Genomic DNA, 16,916 nt, shown 5'->3' on the forward strand with positions numbered 1-16,916 from the left:
CACAGAACTCGCCGGCCCAGCGGCGACGGACACCGGGAAAGGCTACTTGCCGGACTGCTGCAGCCACTTCATCGAGTCGCTCCGGGAAGTGAAGAAGCGCGTGGGGCACGGCGGGACGTGGACGCCCAAGAAGAAATTCGCGATGATCCGGTCCACAGGGCTTGCCCCCAGCAGGGCGATGCGGTTGGCCGCGCAGGGGATGGAGAAGACGGAGCGTGCCTGGATGCTGACATTCTCGGTGGTGGCCATGTCCACCAGCATGGGATAGGTTCCTTCGCCGGCTATGCGGTTCACCGCGGCCATGGCCGCGGTCGCATCCTCAACTTCTATCCGGACGCTGGGCTCCCAGATGAGGTGGATGATGCCGTCGGCGCGCAACTCCACAGTGCCCTTGCCGCCGTCGACCATTACGGGTTCCATATCCCGCCTTCCTCCAGTGGGCAGTTACTGACTCCCCTATCTTGCCTTAGTGCAGGGAACCCGGAACACGGCGCCCATGCCCAACAGCCTGCAAGCGGCTTGACTAATCAGCATACTTACTAATAGGTTGGTCGACGTGCCGTGGCCCGGATCACCATCCGGCAGCTGCGAGTCGCGGCCCGCGGGGGCTGCATCCGAAACAACTGCATTTGAAATAACCAGTTCCGCCGGGGTTCTCCATGGGGGCGGAGCCTCGGGGGGTTCATTGCGCCGCAACCCGGCGCTGAAAGGATCTACCGAAAATGCGAACAAAGGTCTCAGCTTCAGTCACCGCCATTGCCCTCTCCGGCGCCATGCTCTTTGGCATGGCAGGCCCGGCGACGGCAGCGGCTCCAGCGGCTCCTTCTGCCGCTTCCCAGTCATCACAGGTTGCCAACGTAACGGGAACCATCAACCAGACCATTGACGGCGTTGGCACCTTCGTCGGCTCGTTCACGCCGTCCGGCTTCAACGCCCAGAACGGCCAGCTGACCGTCACCGGCCTGGTGCAGGGTACCTTCACGGACCTTAACGGCGTGGCCACCCCTGTCACCCAGACGGTAACCACCACCGCTGCAGCCGCACCCTCCACCGCTGCTGCCCTCGCCAGCGGCGGCAGCTGCGACATCCTGAACCTGGTCCTCGGGCCGCTGCACCTGGATCTCCTGGGACTCAACGTGGACCTGAACCAGGTGGTCCTCGACATCACCTCCCAGACCGGAGCCGGCAACCTGGTGGGCAACCTCCTCTGCGCCGTCACCGGGCTCCTGGACGGCGGGACGGGCCTGAGCGGCCTGGCCAACCTGCTCAACCGCATCCTGGGCCTCTAGTTCCGGCAGGTCAAGAACCTGGAACGCCAGTAAAGCGGGCGGCCCCGAAAGGGCCGCCCGCTTTACTGTCCCGTGCAGGTGCGTGCCGCCTGGAGCTTCTCCACCACCAGGTTTCGGTAGGCAGCCCGGAGCGGTGCCATCTGCCGGAAGCCGATCCGGCCCCCGCCAAGTACCTTGTCCGACGAATCACGCCATTCGAAGAGCGGCAGCGCGTTGATGGAAAACGCCACCAGCGGGCCGTCCTTGAGCACTTCCAGCCGATAGAAGTCCGTGGCGTCTTCCGCGGGAGGCAACGGGTCCGCACCTTGGGCCACCAGTTCGAACCCCGCGCTCTTGCGCAGGTTGCAGGTCCGGAACGCCCGCTCGGACTGGTACTTGTGCCGGAAATAGGAGACGTGCAGGGCATCAATGTCGCCCGAATGGTACTGCGGGTAGTAGCCCGTCCTGGGTGCCAGGGACGGGCTGAAGAGGTCCAGCCCGCCGTGGCCCGCAGCGGCAAAGAACAGCATGGCAAGGCCTGGCTCATTAAGGGGCAAAAATTCCCAGCTGATGCGGATGCCGTCCGGAAATTCCTCCGGGCACCAGAACGTCCAGTGCGCATGGTCGTCGAAGTCCTGGTCATCCAGGCTGCCTGACAGCTCCAGCGCGCCCTCAAGGCTGCCTAAGCGTAGCGGCCCCTCCGCCACCCACCCGGCGACATCGTCCGGCCCGGCCAGCGGGTTGCGGTAAAGGATGCCTGTCTCCAGGCCCGCGCTGCCCACCTAGCCGCGTCCCGCCGTCGTACCTGCCAGCCGTTGCTTCGCGCCGTAGCCCAGGCCGCCAAGCTGCCGGGCCACCTCCCCCGCCACCAGCACGGCCCCGTGCTGGGAGAAATGCGTATTGTCGGCCAAGCCGTCCGGCCAGTGTGCGTGCCCACCCGGTGCGAAGTGGCAAAAGAGCTCCCGGGAGCCGTCCGGCCCCAGCCCAAGGTAAAGGCACCGCGTCCAGGCGTTCAGGTCCAGAACTGCGACGCCCAGCTCCAGGGCAAGCTCGCGGACCACCTCCGGATAGTCCTCCAGGCTTTCCTCCAGGACAGCGTCCGACGACGGCACGTCAAGGAAGTGCCGTCGCTCCACCGACGTGCAAAGCGCCGTAGCGGCGCCCACGGCATGCACCTCGGCCACCATGGTGCGCAGGTTGGCCGCATACCCGGTGCGGGCCGCGAGATGCTGCTTCTTCTGGTCGTTGTGGCCGAACTGGATGAGGACCAGGTCGCCCGGTCCTGCCGCGGCGAGCAGGTCCGCCCAGAGCCCCTCACTGCGGAAGGATTCGGTGCTGGCCCCGCCCTTGGCGAAGTTATGCACTGCTGCCCACGTGTAGGTGAGCGGGGCCAGGTGCGCGCCCCAGCCACTCATGGGGAACTCTTGCGTGGGACAGTTGGCGACGGTGGAGTCGCCGGCCAGCAGTATCTTCATGGTGTCCTTTCCTCCAGGCGGGAGTCAGCCCTTGACGGAGCCGATCAACATGCCCTTGGCGAAGTGCTTCTGCAGGAACGGATAGAAAATGAGGATGGGCAGGGTGGCCACCACGATCACGGCGAACTTGATGCCCTGTTCAGGCGGGATGTAGTTGGGGTCCACGTTGCCGGTGCCCAGCAGGTCGGAAGCGGCAGTGACCTGGCGCAGGTACATCTGCAGGGTCCACTTGGAGTTGTCGCTCAGGTACAGCAGGGGCGACATGAAGTCGTTCCAGATGCCCACGGCATAGAACAGCGCAAACGTAGCCAGGACCGGTTTGGACAGCGGCAGCAGGATCCGCCAGAGGATCCCGATTTCGGTAGCGCCGTCCATCTTGGCCGACTCCTCCAGTTCGGCGGGTAGTTCCTGGAAGAAGTTCTTGATGATGATCAGGCTGAACGGGTTGATGGCCGCCGGCAGGATCAGGGCCCAGTAGGAGTTGAGCAGGCCCAGGTCCTTGACCAGCAGGAACGTGGGGATCATGCCGCCGGAGAACACCATGGCGAAAACCACCAGGGAAAGGATCACGTTCCTGCCCCGCAGGGTCTTCTTGGCCAGCGGGTAGGCCATGGTCACGGTGAAGGCCAGCTGGACCAGGGTGCCCACCGCCGTGACCAGGATGGTGGTCACCAGGGCGCGGACGAACGCCGGCGTGGCGAAGATGTACTCGTAGGAGCCCAAGGTGAACTGCTCAGGCCAGACGAAGAATGCCCGGCGGGTAATCTCGGCCTCAGTGGCGAATGACCCGGCGAAGACGTAAACGAACGGCAGCAGCGTGATGATGCCGACCAGGGACAGGAAAACGTAGTTGGCGGCGTCAAAGATCCGGCCGCCGCGGGTGTTGTGGATCTTCATTAGAACAGTCCGCTCTGGTTGAATCGCTTGGCCAGCCAGTTGGTGCCGAAGATCAGCACGATGCCCACCAGTGATTTGAACAGGCCCACCGCCGTGGAGTAGCTGTAGGCACCCTGGGTGATGCCCACGAAATAGACATAGGTGTCAAAGACGTCGGCCACTTCCCTGTTGAGGGCGTTGGTCATCAGGTAGATCTGCTCGAAGCCGGTGTTGAGCATCTGACCGATGGCCAGGATCAGCATCACGATGATTGTGGAGCGGATCGCGGGCAGGGTGATGTGCCAGACCCGGCGGAAGCGGCCGGCGCCGTCGATGATCGCTGCCTCGTACTGGTCCTGGTCCACGGTGGCCAGCGCTGCGAGGAAGATGATGGTGCCCCAGCCGGTGTTCTTCCAGATTTCCTGGAGCACGATCAGGGGCCGGAACCAGGCGGGGTCGCTCAGGAAATCGATATTGGTGCCCATGACGTTGTTCAGGAACTGGAACAACGGTCCAATGTCCAGGGCGAACAGCAGGAAGCTCAGCGACGCAACAATGGTCCACGACAGGAAGTGCGGGATGTACACCAGGGTCTGGACGGTGCGTTTGAGGACGGACAGCCGGACCTCATTCAGCAGCAGGGCCAGGATGATGGTCAGCGGGAAGGCCACGCCCAGGTTCAGGAACGCCAGGATGAGGGTGTTGCCCAGGAGCCGGGGAAAGTCGGGGTTGGCGAAGAAGTCCTCGAAGTTCCGGAAACCCACCCAGGGGCTGCCGTTCACGCCGAGGAACGGGACGTAGTCCTTGAAGGCGATGGACACCCCGTACATGGGTGCGTAGCGGAACACTGCGAAGTACACCACGCCGGGCAGCAGCAACAGGTACAGCCACTTGTAGTGCGCGAAATGGACGGAGAACCTGCCCCCCTTCCGGGGAGCGGGAGTGGTCTTGCCCGCCCGCTCCCCGGCGAGGGTGTCGATGACAGGGGCTGCCATTTACTTGTTGTCCTGCCAGAGCTTGTTGATCTCTTCCTTGACCTTGTTACCGCCGCTGGTGTCCCACAGCTTGATGGCGTCCTTGAGGCCCTGCTCATCGATCTGGCCGGCCAGGTACTTGATCCGGGCATCGGCGACGATGTTGTCCAGTTGGGCGCCCTTGGCAACGTACGTGGCTGAAACATAGGGTGCTGCCGGGTTGTAGACCGCGCTCTTGAGATCCTCCGCCATGACGTCCGTGCGCTTGTCGAAGACCTGCTGCTCGTAGTCGGAGGGCTGCTTCACGGGGTAGAACCCGTTGCCGGCAACGTTCATGCCCAGCTGTGCGTAGCTCTTGATGTCGGTGGTGACGGCCTTGCCTTCCGGGGTTTCCGGCTTGATGGTGGCCGCCTTGCCGTCCTCCACCTTGAAGTTCACACCCTCGATGCCGTTGTTCAGCAGGATCTGGACGTCCTTGCCGTTCATGGTGTTCAGGAACTGCAGGACCTTGTCCAGGTCAGCCTCGGTCTTGACGCTGGCCTTGGGCACGGCCAGGAACCCCGAGTACCCGTCGGTGGGGTGGGCGTGCAGTTTGCCGTCGGGCCCTTCGAGATTGCCCACGAAGCCCACCTTGTTCTGGAAGTTGTTGGGATCCGCCTGCTTAAAGAGGTTGATCAGCACGCTCACGCGCGAATCGACGTCGACAATGATGCCGCCCTTGCCGTTGAAGAACGGCTCGTTCCATTTGGTGCTGTCAAAGGTGGCGAAATCCGGGTTGATGAGCTTTTCGTCCACCATCTTCTTGATGAACCTGTCCGCCTCGAGGAATTCGTCCGTCTCGAAGCTGGGCACGAGTTTCCCGTCCCGCTCCGTCCAGCGGTTCCCGGCACCGTACCATTCCTCGATCAGGTCGTAGGGGCTGTTGGTTCCCAGCGCACCCCACTTGGGGATGGTGATGCCGTAGGTGTCATTCTGGCCGTTGCCGTCCGGATCCTGCTCCGTGAAGGCCTTGGCCACCTTGTACAGGTCCTCGACGGTCTTGGGCGGCTGCAGGCCCAGCTTGTCCAGCCAGTCCTGCCGGAACATCACCGCTGCGCGCATGGGGGCACGGCCACGGAACACGCCGTAGACCTTGCCGTTGACGCTGGCGTTCTTCTGGATGTCCGGGAAGGTGGTTTTGAGGTTCGGGTACTTGTCCAACTTGTCCGTCAGGTCCCAAAAAGCCCCTGCCTGGGCGTTCTTGACGAAGCCCGGAGTTTTACCCTGGATCACCATGACCTGCGGGATGTCCGACCCCGCCAGCGTGATGTTGGTCTTGTCCTCGTAGGATGCGTTGGGCGCCCAGTTGATCTTGACCTGCTTGCCTGTGAGTTCCTCGAGCTTCTTCTGGACGGCACCGTCCGCTGCAGGCGGCTGCGCCTCAAGGAACGGGGCCATGATGGACACCGAGGTGAGGTCCGCGGCCGGTGTGTCACCCCCGCCGCTGCACGCCGTGAGGCTCAGGGCCGTCGCAGTGACGACGGCGGCGGCAAGGGTAAGTTTCCTACGGATCATTTATTTTCCTTTTCCACTTCGTTGGGGTTCTTCGGGCGTTGGCGCCCCGGGTTGATACGTTTCATTTGAACGACACAGGCATGCGCCTGCCACCATCAGGGGTAGCCCGGCTGCCGGGGAATTGCTTTTAGGTGGAGGCGCCCTGCGGGACGACCTGCCCCACAGGTTCGACCTGCTCTACGGCCTGGTCATTGGCGGTGAAGAAGCGGTCGCACAGCCAGCCGGTCAGGTAGAGCCAGGCACCCATACTGAATAACGGGATCAGCCCCGGAAGGCAGCTGCTGCCGTACAGCACGGCCGCGGACACGAACAGCAGGATGACTGTCCCCGCAAGGTGCCGCACCGCGAACCGGGACGACATCAGCAGATACTGCGGGAGCGGCAGTTCGTACCTGGCGTACATCGGGAACACGTAGCAGAAGGCACCGGCGACGAAGGCTCCCGCAACAAGCAGGACCACGGCCATGAGCTGCGGGAAGATCCCGTGGCCGCCTGAGAAGTAGTTCCAGTTCAGGACAAGCGCAGCCACCACGGCCATGACCGGAAGCGAGAGGGCATTGGCCCTGCCAAAGTTCCGGAAGTATTCGGCAGCGAAGCCCCGCAGCAGCGGAGCAGCATCGCCGGCCGCCCTTTTTCGCACCAGGATCTGCGCGGCCGCCGTTGCGGGGCCGGCACCAAGGACACCGAGGCCCAACACGGTGAACGCGATCCAGAGCAGGTTCAGGCAGGCAATCCATACAAGCGTGTCAAAAAACGAGTAGGCACGCGCACTGAAGGTCCCGGACAGCATGGCACGGCTCCCTTCTGTTTCTCGATCGTTGCAGGGGCGAAGCGGAACGTGTCCCGCATCACGCTGGTAATCGGTTTCTCGAAATCTAGACCTCCCGTCACACCACGGTCAAGTGGTTTTTTGAATCGTTACATAACTAGACTCGAAGTACGCGAATGCCGCACACTGAGTGATGGAAAGCGCTTGCTGGAAATATGCCAGCGCCTGGGACACTGGTGCCCGCGACGTGGTGCCGCCGGTCAGAACGGAGAACGATGGGAACGGCAACGGAAACCGCCGGCAGCGGCGCCGGCACGGCCACCACACCGGCGGCAAGGGTTGCGCTGGTGGGTGTACACGGCTTTGGCACCCACCACCTCCGGAACCTCGAACGGCTCCAGGCCGCCGGCAGCGTTGAACTGGTTGCCGTGGCGGACCCGCAGCCTCCGGCGCCGGGTGCCGTGCCGCCGTCGGCCGCTGTTTACCCGGGGCTTGACGACCTCCTGAAGGCGACCCGGGACCTGGACCTGGTTATCGTTGCCACCCCCATCCAGACCCATGCCCCGCTGGCCCTGGCCGCCCTGGCCACGGATGCGGAACTCTACTTGGAGAAACCGCCGGTCGCCTCCCTTGCAGACTTCAACCGGCTGTGCGAAGCCGCCGCAGCATCGGGCCGTGGAGTCCAGATCGGCTTCCAAAGCCTCGGCTCGCACGCCCTGAAGGCCGTCGAGGACCTGCTGGCCGCGGGAACCATCGGAACCCTGCAGGGCATTTCCGCCACCGGCCGCTGGGTCCGGGACCGGGCCTACTACAAGCGCTCCCGATGGGCCGGGAAACGGAGCATCAACGGTGTGGACGTGGTGGACGGCGTGGCCACCAATCCGCTGGCGCACGCCGTGGCAACGGCACTCCATATTGCCGGGGCGCGCACCACCACCGATGTGGCGTCCGTGGAAACCGAGTTGTACCGGGCCAATGACATCGAATCGGACGATACCTCCGTGATCCGGATCCGCACCGCCGCCGGACTGCCCATTACCTGTGCCCTGACCATTTGCGCCTCGGAGTCCGTTGAGCCTTACGTGACCCTCCAAGGCTCTAACGGGACGGCAGTGTTCCACTACACCGAGGACCGGCTCACGGTTGAAACAGCGGCGGGACGCACTGAGGAAACGTATGGCCGGGACGACCTCACGGAGAACCTCCTGGCCCACCGGTCCCGCGGGGTCCCGCTCATCAGCAGCCTGGAGGACAGTGGCGCCTTCATGCTCGTGCTGGAGGCCGTGCGCACAGCACCACTTCCCACTCCCATCGATCCCGCCTACGTGCGCTGGGAGGGCGAGGGGGACGCCGCGCACGCGGTGGTAGCCGGCATCGAGGAGGCCCTGGATCAGGCAGGCCGGCAACATGCCACCTTCAGTGAGCTGGGCCTGCCCTGGGCTGCAGCCGCCCCCGCGGTTTTTGACCTCCCGGCCTTCTGATGATGGACCGGGCGGGACTGCAGGAGGCGGCAGCCGAGGGTGCAACCCGGCCCGGGAGCCAGGGTCGGCTGTACGCCGTCAACCTCCTCACGGACGGTCTTTCCCCCTGCCTGACGGCGGCCCCGTCCCCTGCGTTCGGCTGGCAGCTCGGGCAGGATGACGACGCCGACCCCGCCCTTGCACGGCAGGTGGGCTTTGAGCTTGAGATCCGGGACGCCCGGGGCGGGGTGCTGTGGAGCTCCGGACAGATGGCCGGCGCTACACAGCGGGGTGTTCCCTACGGCGGCCCCCGGCTCGCGGACGACACGGACTACGCGTGGCGCGTGCGCATTCTGGACGCAGCCGGCAGTCCTGGCTCTTGGTCCGCCCTGCAACCCTTCAGCACCGGCCTCGGTGACGGCTCCTGGCAGGCCGGCTGGATGGGCCGTGCCCCGGGTGGACGCGCCCCGCTGGAAATCCTCAATCATTCACTCCGCGTGGCCGGTTCCCCTTTCCTGCCCCTCCCCTCCCCTGCGCTCCGGAGCTTCCGGCTTGAAGCGCGGCTGCGGCCCGTGATGGGCTTCGCCGGGCTCCTGCTCCGCAGCAGCGGCGCCGGAACCGGATTGCTGCTCGAACTGGACCCGGACGGCAGCGCTGTACTGCGTCCCGCCCCGGAATGGGAGATCCCCTCCCCCGTGCCCGACACTCCGGTACTGGCCAGCGCCCGGGCCAAGGATCCGGCGCCGGGCAGCTGGCGGGACCTGGTTGTCACCGATGACGGCAGGACCATTCGCGTCACACTGGACGGGACGGAGCTGCTGGCCGTTGACCAGCCCGCCGCTGCGGATGATTCCGCCCTGCTGGCGTTGCATCAGGGCCCGCGGAGCCAGGCCGAGTACGCCGCGCTGCGGCTCACCGACACCACTGCCGGCAGGCCGGAAGCCCTCATTTTTGACCACCGCTTCGACGTGGACGATAACCAGGGCCTTGCCTGCCTGGCCCAGTGGCCCCGGACCACCACCCACCGCCAGCCCGACGAGTGGACCCTGTTCCGCACGGCCCTCCAGCTGTCCGGGACGGTGCGGCGGGCGCGGCTCTATGTTGCCGCACACCACCACGCCCAGCTCTCCGTGGCCGGAACGCCCTGCCTGAACACCACATCGTTCGGCTACCCCGGCGAGGGCTATTACGACGCCGCCGACGTCACGGAGATCCTGGCCGGGCAGCCCGCCGGTTCGGCGGCCCCGGTGACGGCCCTGCTCCACTGGTACGGCCCGGGCCAGGGCCGGGCAGCGGGGGTCCCTGGCCTGCTGGTCCGGCTCACCGTGGACTACGACGACGGCCGCCGGGACGTTCTCGCCTCCGGCCCCGGCTGGTCCGCCGCCGAGGCGCCGTACCGCCAGTCCGGCTACCGGAACGATGAGGGCGATCCGGTCGAGCACCTGGACGGGTTGGCCGCTGCGGCACTCGACCCGGCCGATGACCTGCCTGCCGCTGTGGTTACGGGCCGCCACCCGTCGTCGGACTTTCCCCGCCTGCACCCCCGCCGGACGCTCCTTGCCGGGGAGTTCGTGGCACCGCGGCAGTTTTTGACCGCCGACGACGGCACGATGGTGGCGGACTTCGGCCAGGTCCTTCCCGCCCGCCCGGAGGTGGATTTCCTTGACGGAGTCCCCGGCCGCACCGTGATGCTCCGGGCCGGTTACGCCCTCCGCCCCGACGGCAGGGTTGACGCCGGGAAGACCGCCAGCCAGAACACGGACATGTCCTTCCCCTACACCCAGGCGGCCGGGCCACAGCAGTTCCGCGCCTCGGTGCACCTGGGTTTCCGCTACCTTGAACTGCCCGGGATCGACGCCGCAGAGGTGTCCCGCGTGGGTGCCACTACCGTCCACGCCAGCCATCCCGGCGAAGGCAGCTTCAGCAGCTCGGACCCGGTCCTGGACGCCGTGTTCGGGCTGCTGCGCGACTCCGCGCTTTACGGGGTGCAGGAGCAGTTCGTGGACACCCCAACCCGGGAGAAGGGCCAGTTCCTGGCGGACGCCGCCAACATTTCGTATGCCACCATGGCGCTCTTCGGCGAGCACACCTGCACGGTGCAGGCCCTGCGGGAGTTCGCATGGTCCGCCCGCCGCTACTGGAGCGCCGCAGGGGAAAAGGGCCGCTACAACGCCGTCTACCCCAACGGCGACGGCAAGCGGGACATCCCCGACTTCTCCCTGATGCTGCCGGAATGGGCCGAGGAGTACCACCTGCGAACCGGGGACTTGGCCCTGGTCCGGGAGTTGCTCCCCCACCTGTGCGACACGGCTGATTATGCGCTGCGGTACGTTCCGGCGGAGGGCCCGACGGCGGGACTGGTCACCAGGCTGGGCGGCGGCTCCGGACCTTACCTGCACGGCATCGTGGACTGGCCCGCGCCCGGGCGGTTCGGCTACGACATGGAATGCGCGGCCAAGACCACCGTGAACGCGCAGGCCTACTGCGCGCTGGTCTCGACAGCCCGGCTTTGTAGCGCGGCAGGCGACGAGTCCGCCGCGGTCCGTTATTCCGCCGCAGCCCGCGGCCTTGCCGACGCCATCCGGACCCGGCTCCGGGTGGACGGCGTCATGGTTGACGGACTCCACGGCGATGGCACACCCAGCTCCCACGCCTCCCAGCACGCAACATCCTTTCCGCTGTCCCTGGGCATCACCGATCCTGGATATGCTGCCACAGATGCCGACCGGATCGCCGGGATGGGCATGCGGCAGGGGCCCATGACTGTGCACCGGCTGGTCCGGGCCCTGCTGGGCCAAGGCAAACCGGACGCTGTGCTGGACCTCCTCACCAACACGGACCAGCCCGGCTGGGCCCGGCTCCTTGACCGCGGGGCCACCTTCACTTGGGAGGCCTGGGACCTGGAAGACGGCACGGACTACAGCCAGTCGCATGCCTGGTCCGCGTCGGTCGTCAAGGAGATCCTGGAGTACCTGCTGGGCATCCGCTACCCCGTTCCTGGCGGCAACGACGTGCTGATCGAACCGCCCGCGTGCCGGCTGAAGCATGCCCGCGGCAGCGTTCCGGCGGGCAACGGATACGTGCATGCGAACTGGCGGCGCCGCGGCGGCTTATTGGAGCTGGAGTGCACGGTGCCGCCCGGAACCGCAGCCACGGTCCGCCTGCCCGCCGGCAGCTACGGGGTGCAGGGACCTGGGATCCTGCAGGACCAGCGTGCGGATGCCGCCGTCGTGGATTCCGCTGCAGAAGCCGACGAGCAAACCCCCGGCGCCGCCCGCGAATTCCGCGTCCACACCGGAACCTGGACGTTCACTCCCGTTTGAACCCTGCGAGTTGGCACTTCGCGGCAATCCCGTCGCAAGCCACTACCGCGAAGTGCCATCTCGCGCAGGGGTGCAGCGTCAAACCGGGGCCTGGCGCCGCCCGTGCCACCACAGCAGCAGTCCCACCACGGCCGCGGAGAGCATTCCCAAAGCACCGGTGGCCACCAGGCCGGCCCGGACGCCGAACTGTTCGGTCAGCCAGCCGGCCAGCAGGCCGCCGCACGCGTGCCCGCCCAACAGGAGCGGCAGGTACAGCGCCATCACCCGGCCTCGGATGGCGGGCCCGGCTTCGAGCTGGACGGCGGTGGCGGCGCTGGTCAGGAACAGCAGCGTCATCATGCCCACCACCGCCAGCATGGCGATGAACAGCACCAGGTTGGGCATCAGTGCGGCCACCAGCTGCGACAGTCCGAAGAGACCCGCCGCGGCCACGATGCCCTTGCGGCCCATGTTGCCGAGCCGGGCGGCCAGGAGCGCACCGGCCAGGGCCCCAACGGCGCTGACGGTGTTGAACAGGCCGAAGCCCTCCACGCCGTTGTGCCACACCTGCTGGGCGAACGCGGCAAGGACAACGGGTCCGTTCATGCCAAACGCGCCCAGGAGCCCCGCCAGCAGGATGAGGAGCAGCAGGCGCGGCCGCTCCCTGACGTAACGGAACCCGGCGAGCACCTGTCCGCGCCCCCGCGCGGCCGGCGCGCTGGGGTGCAGTTCGTGGAGCCGGACGGCGGCAATAAGGCCCAGTACCACCAGGCCAATCAGCGCGTTGGCGGCGAAGGCCGCTGCAGGCCCTGCCTGCGCAATCAGCACGCCACCCAGCGCCGGCCCGGCCATCGCCCCCAGCTGTGACAGCGCGTTGTTGAGTCCGATGGCGGGCCGCAGCGCGGCGTCGCCCACCACCTCGTTGACGAAGACCTGGCGGGTGGGCTGGTCCACCGCGGCGGTGATGCCCAGGGCAACGCAGCTGGCGTAGACCACCCACACGGTGATGGTGCCGCCGGCAGCCCAGGCCGCGAGCCCCAGGCCCAGCAGGACGATGATGGACTGGCACACCATCATGATCCGGCGCTTCGGAAAGATGTCCACCACCAGTCCGGCGAGTGGACCCACCACGAGCATGGGCAGGAATTGGAGGGCGACGGCGGCCCCCACCGCAGCGGGGCTTCCGGTCAGCTGCAGCACCAGCCAGTCCTGGGCCAGGCGCTGCATCCACACGCCGAGGCTGCCGGCCAGCTGCATGGCCAGGAAGAGCCGGTAGTTGTGCTGTTTTAGGGGGTGGTACCAGCGGGGCTGGCTGCTGACGGCTTGTTCTGACTGCAGGGAGCGCGTACGGCGGGCAGGCACAGTCAGCGTTTGGTGCGGCCGGAGCGCAGCTTCACTGCGGCGGCGGCCAGGATGAGGGTTCCGGGGACGACGACGAAAAGCGCGGCGAGCATCCAGACGAAGACCACGGCACAAAACAGGGCGGCGGCCAGCAGCAGCGACCCGGTCCAGTCACGGAGGGAGAGTGCCTGGCCGGTTTCGAGGGCCCGGCGCCAAGTGTCCTTGCCGGTGGTTCCGGCGGCTGCAAAGTCGGACCCTGCGTAGTCGGACCAGGCGGATGCGGTGCGCAGCAGCACGATGGCGGCGCCGGCGGCAAGGATGAGCGTGGCGGGAAGGACCAGGCCGCGGCCGGGGAGCTGCCCAACCCAGGCGAGCAAAAGGTTGAGGACAATCACGACGGCGGCTGCCGCCGTCGTGATGCCAAGTTTCCAGCTGCCCGGCAGGGCATCCTTGAACAGGCCCCACAGGCCGCGGACGGAATCGTCGCGGCCGTTCAGGTGCCGTTCGAGGTGGGCGGTCCCGGCGGCGTAGGCGGCCGGGATGGTGACGAGCGGGAGGGACAGCACCAGCACCAGCACCCCTGCCAGGAGGGTTTCGGAGAACAGGGCGAACCGGTTCACCGGGATGGGTTCGTGCCTGGATGCGGGTGTGGTGCTGTCCATGACCTTCATTTTCTTCCTTTGTTGCCTTTAGCCTTTGAGGCCCTGGGTGGAGACGCCTTCGACGATGTACCGCTGGAAGATCAGGAAGAAGATCAGCACGGGGAGCAGGGCCAGGACGGACATGGCGATCATCGCGCCGTAGTCCGAGGACTGGGTCTGGTCCACGAAGAGCCGCAGGGCCAGCGGCAGCGGGTACTTGTCCGGGGTGTTCAGGTACAGCAGCGGGCCCAGGAAGTCGTTCCAGCTCCAAATGAAGGAGAAGATGGAGGTGGAGATCAGGGCCGGCTTCATCAGCGGCAGCATGATGGAGAAGAAGATCCGGGCGTGCCCGGCGCCGTCGATCCGGGCCGCTTCGTCCAGCTCCGTGGGCAGGCCGCGCATGAACTGGACCATGAGGAAGACGAAGAACGCGTCCGCAGCCAGGAACTTGCCGATCAGCAGCGGCACGTACGTGTCCACCAGGCCCAGCTGCTGGAACACGATGTACTGCGGGATGATCACCACATGGAAGGGCAGCAGCAGGGTGGCGATCATCATGCCGAAGAAGATGCTGCGGCCGGGGAAGTTGATCCGGGCGAACGCGTAGGCCGAAACGGACGCGGACAGGATGGTCCCCACCACGGCACCGAGGGCCAGGATCAGCGAGTTGGTGAAGAACTGCAGGGTGGACACCCCGCCGATCCCGTCCATGGCGGTGACGAAGTTGTCGAAGCTGAAATTGTTGGACCACAGCGACGTGTTCTGGCCGCCGATTTCGGAGTTCGGCTTGAAGGACGACGCGATCATCCAAAGGCCCGGGTACAGCACGATGGCCGTGAGGATGAGGGCCGCGGCGTGGAAGACCACGCTCTTGGCCCGTTTGGCCCCGGTGGACTCTGACTTCGGGTTGTAGGCCGGGGCGGTGTCCTGAGTGGACTGGGTGGGAGTTGCCATGGTTGTCATCGTGAATCACCGCTGTAGTGGACCCAGGACTTGGACGTGCGGAAGAAGATCAGCGTGATGATGCCGACCACGACCACCAGCAGCCAGGCCATGGCCGAGGCGTAGCCCATCCGGAAGTCGCTGAAGCCGCGCAGGTACAGGTAGAGGGTGTAGAAGAGGGTGGATCCGGCGGGGCCGCCGTCGCCGTTGGAGATGATGTAGGCCGACGCGAAAACCTGGAAGGCGTGGATGGTTTCCATCAGCAGGTTGAAGAAGATCACCGGGGAGAGCATGGGCCAGGTGATGTTGAAGAACTTCCGCACCGGGCCGGCGCCGTCCATGGACGCTGCTTCGTAGAGCTCGCCGGGGATCTGCTTGAGCCCGGCCAGGAAGATCACCATCGGGGCGCCGAACTGCCACACCGTCAGCAGGATGAACATCGGCATGGTCATGGCGGGGTTGCCCACCCAGCCGCCCAGGTTGATTCCGAAGAAGGACAACCCCTGGTCCACGGGCCCGGAGTCCCCGAACATCGCCTTCCAGACGATGGCGATGGACACGGACGCGCCGATCAGCGACGGCGCGTAGAACGCCGAGCGGTAGAAGCCCTGGCCGCGGCGCTTGCTGTTCAGCAGCATGGCCACCGCCAGCGCGGCCGCGAGCTTCAGCGGGGTGCCGAAGACCACGTAGGACAAGGTCACGCCCACGGACTGCAGGAACCGTTCGTCCTGGAACAGGGTGGTGTAGTTGTCCAGGCCGATCCACTTGGGCGCCTCAAACAGGTTGTAGTTGGTGAAGGACAGGTACAGCGAGGAGATCATCGGCCCTACCGTCAGGGCGATGAATCCCAGCAGCCAGGGCAGCAGGAACGTGTAGCCGGCACGGGCGTCCACCCCGTTGCGCTTCGACTTGCGAAGCTGCACGGGAGCGGACGACGCCGAACGCCTGCTCAGGGTTGGGCTTGAAGTCACGAGATCATTCCGTCAGTCGTGGAACCAGGGCGGGAGGGCATGGCAGCCGGATCAGGCGTTCTGCTTGATGACGTCTTCGGCTTCCTTGAACCACGCGTCGACGGCACCGTCAACGGTGACCTTGCCGTAGTTAAGGTCGGAGGCGATCCGGCCGAACGAAGCTTCCAGCGTTCCGAAGCCGACGATGGGCGGCTCCGGGGCGTCCTTGAGGTACTGCTCGATGGACTTCTCATAATCCACCACGAGTTTGTCGGCGCCGTCGAAGGTGGTACCGTCGCGCTGGGTCTTGGATGCGGGGACGCCGCGGGAGGTCTTGAAGATCTGGCCCACCTCGGGGTCGTTGACCATGAAATCGATGAAGCGCGCGGCAGCATCCTTGAACTTGGTCTTGGCGCTTGCCACCATCAGCATGGAAGGCTTGAGGAACAGGCCCAGGTTGTTGGGGTCATCCGACGGCACGGGCACCAGCTTGAGTTCCTTTGCGCCGCTGTCCCCGAGGTAGCCGGCCATGAAGTTGTCCCAGGTAACCTCGGCAGCACTGACGTTCGAACCGAACGGCGACTTGGGCTTGAGCTGGGTCACCCTCTCTTCCGGAACGATGGCCTGGGTCCCGCGAAGCTTCGAGTTGAGGTTCCACCAGGTCTTCAGGTCGTCCTTGCTGAAACCCAGCTTCCCGTCGCTGTTGAAGGCCTGTATGTTCTTCTGCCGGAGCCAGATGTTGAACTGCCACCACACGCCGGTGAAGTCCGTGGACCCATAGAGGGTGCCGTTGCCCTTGTCGCCAACTTCCTTCAGGAATGCCTGGAATTCGGACCAGGTCCACTTGCCGGTGGGCTCGGCAATGCCCAGGGAGGCAAGCTTGGCGGGGTCGTAGTAGACGGCGAAGGCGTTGGTGCTGGTGGGGATGCCGTAGGTCTTGCCCTTGATCTGGCCGGAGGGCAGGAGCGACTTCTCAAAACCGGAGGTATCGATCTTGACGGTGCTGAGGTCCAGGAGCTGGTTGCGCTGGCCGTAGTCGCGCAGGTAGGACAGGTCCCACTGCATGACGTCGGGCAGCCCGCCGCCGGCGGCCTCGGTGGCCCGCTTCTGCCAGTAGCCGGCGAAGTCGGTGAAGTTTCCGTTGACCTTGATGTCCGGGTTCTTCGACTCGAACAGGGCGATGGCCTTGCGGGTACGCTCGGCGCGGTCGTCGTTGCCCCACCAGGTGTAGTTGATGGTGACGGGCTTGTCTGCGGAACCGGTTTGGCCGGACGAGCCGGATCCGTTCCCACAGGCCGACAGTGCTGCTGCGGATGCGGTACCAATGGCGACGGTTGTGAGGAAATGCCTTCTGTTGATCACGG

General features: G+C 65.8%; 15 protein-coding genes. 3 read left to right on the forward strand and 12 right to left on the reverse strand.

Annotation, left to right across the window (positions count from 1 at the left end):
- Positions 1-42 precede the first annotated feature (42 nt).
- Positions 43-420 carry a DUF7793 family protein gene (locus LFT46_RS16620; RefSeq protein WP_236820420.1) on the reverse strand — a complete coding sequence of 126 codons (378 nt, stop codon included), beginning with the start codon at positions 418-420 and terminating at the stop codon, positions 43-45.
- Between the two features lie 302 nt (positions 421-722).
- Here LFT46_RS16620 and LFT46_RS16625 point away from each other — a divergent pair, with 302 nt between their 5' ends.
- On the forward strand, positions 723-1,289 hold the full coding sequence (locus tag LFT46_RS16625; protein WP_236820421.1) for an ABC transporter substrate-binding protein: 567 nt from the start codon (positions 723-725) through the stop codon (positions 1,287-1,289).
- 62 nt (positions 1,290-1,351) lie between these two features.
- Here the strand turns inward: LFT46_RS16625 and LFT46_RS16630 are convergent, their stop codons facing one another.
- The 6 genes from LFT46_RS16630 to LFT46_RS16655 form a co-directional block, all read right to left on the reverse strand.
- Positions 1,352-2,050 carry a DUF1961 family protein gene (locus LFT46_RS16630; RefSeq protein WP_236820422.1) on the reverse strand — a complete coding sequence of 233 codons (699 nt, stop codon included), beginning with the start codon at positions 2,048-2,050 and terminating at the stop codon, positions 1,352-1,354.
- A complete protein-coding gene (locus tag LFT46_RS16635; RefSeq protein ID WP_236820423.1) occupies positions 2,051-2,743 on the reverse strand; it encodes a rhamnogalacturonan acetylesterase in 693 nt (230 codons plus the stop codon).
- Positions 2,744-2,767: 24 nt separating this feature from the next.
- Complete coding sequence (locus tag LFT46_RS16640) at positions 2,768-3,640, reverse strand: carbohydrate ABC transporter permease (RefSeq protein ID WP_236820424.1); 873 nt, start codon at positions 3,638-3,640, stop codon at positions 2,768-2,770.
- Positions 3,640-4,614, reverse strand: coding sequence for an ABC transporter permease (locus LFT46_RS16645; RefSeq protein ID WP_236820425.1), 975 nt, complete (start codon positions 4,612-4,614; stop codon positions 3,640-3,642). The genes LFT46_RS16640 and LFT46_RS16645 overlap by 1 nt, the downstream gene beginning before the upstream one ends.
- Positions 4,615-6,147, reverse strand: a complete 1,533-nt coding sequence (locus tag LFT46_RS16650; protein WP_236820426.1) for an extracellular solute-binding protein — start codon at positions 6,145-6,147, stop codon at positions 4,615-4,617. It lies immediately after the preceding gene.
- A 127-nt stretch (positions 6,148-6,274) separates the two neighbouring features.
- On the reverse strand, positions 6,275-6,937 hold the full coding sequence (locus tag LFT46_RS16655) for a YesL family protein (RefSeq protein WP_236820427.1): 663 nt from the start codon (positions 6,935-6,937) through the stop codon (positions 6,275-6,277).
- Between the two features lie 254 nt (positions 6,938-7,191).
- Between LFT46_RS16655 and LFT46_RS16660 the strand changes: the two genes are divergently transcribed.
- Together LFT46_RS16660 and LFT46_RS16665 are read left to right on the forward strand one after the other, a co-directional pair.
- Positions 7,192-8,397: a Gfo/Idh/MocA family protein gene (locus LFT46_RS16660; protein ID WP_236820428.1), complete on the forward strand. Its 1,206-nt coding sequence runs from the start codon at positions 7,192-7,194 to the stop codon at positions 8,395-8,397.
- Between the two features lie 2 nt (positions 8,398-8,399).
- On the forward strand, positions 8,400-11,699 hold the full coding sequence (locus LFT46_RS16665; protein WP_236820429.1) for a family 78 glycoside hydrolase catalytic domain: 3,300 nt from the start codon (positions 8,400-8,402) through the stop codon (positions 11,697-11,699).
- Between the two features lie 78 nt (positions 11,700-11,777).
- Here the strand turns inward: LFT46_RS16665 and LFT46_RS16670 are convergent, their stop codons facing one another.
- The 5 genes from LFT46_RS16670 to LFT46_RS16690 all read right to left on the reverse strand — a co-directional run bounded on the left by LFT46_RS16670 (position 11,778) and on the right by LFT46_RS16690 (position 16,914).
- Positions 11,778-12,935: an MFS transporter gene (locus LFT46_RS16670; RefSeq protein ID WP_442863695.1), complete on the reverse strand. Its 1,158-nt coding sequence runs from the start codon at positions 12,933-12,935 to the stop codon at positions 11,778-11,780.
- Between the two features lie 107 nt (positions 12,936-13,042).
- On the reverse strand, positions 13,043-13,690 hold the full coding sequence (locus LFT46_RS16675; RefSeq protein ID WP_236820431.1) for a Poxvirus protein I5: 648 nt from the start codon (positions 13,688-13,690) through the stop codon (positions 13,043-13,045).
- Between the two features lie 18 nt (positions 13,691-13,708).
- Complete coding sequence (locus LFT46_RS16680; RefSeq protein WP_373992500.1) at positions 13,709-14,623, reverse strand: carbohydrate ABC transporter permease; 915 nt, start codon at positions 14,621-14,623, stop codon at positions 13,709-13,711.
- Positions 14,620-15,573 (reverse strand): carbohydrate ABC transporter permease, encoded by a 954-nt coding sequence (locus LFT46_RS16685; protein WP_236799547.1) that lies wholly within the window; start codon positions 15,571-15,573, stop codon positions 14,620-14,622. Before LFT46_RS16685 ends, LFT46_RS16680 begins: the two co-directional genes overlap by 4 nt.
- Before the next feature lie 51 nt (positions 15,574-15,624).
- The gene (locus LFT46_RS16690) at positions 15,625-16,914 is read right to left on the reverse strand and encodes an ABC transporter substrate-binding protein (protein WP_236820433.1); all 1,290 of its coding nucleotides are present in this window, start codon (positions 16,912-16,914) and stop codon (positions 15,625-15,627) included.
- Positions 16,915-16,916: the final 2 nt, after the last annotated feature.

This window comes from Arthrobacter sp. FW306-07-I (assembly GCF_021800405.1).
GTDB lineage: Bacteria > Actinomycetota > Actinomycetes > Actinomycetales > Micrococcaceae > Arthrobacter.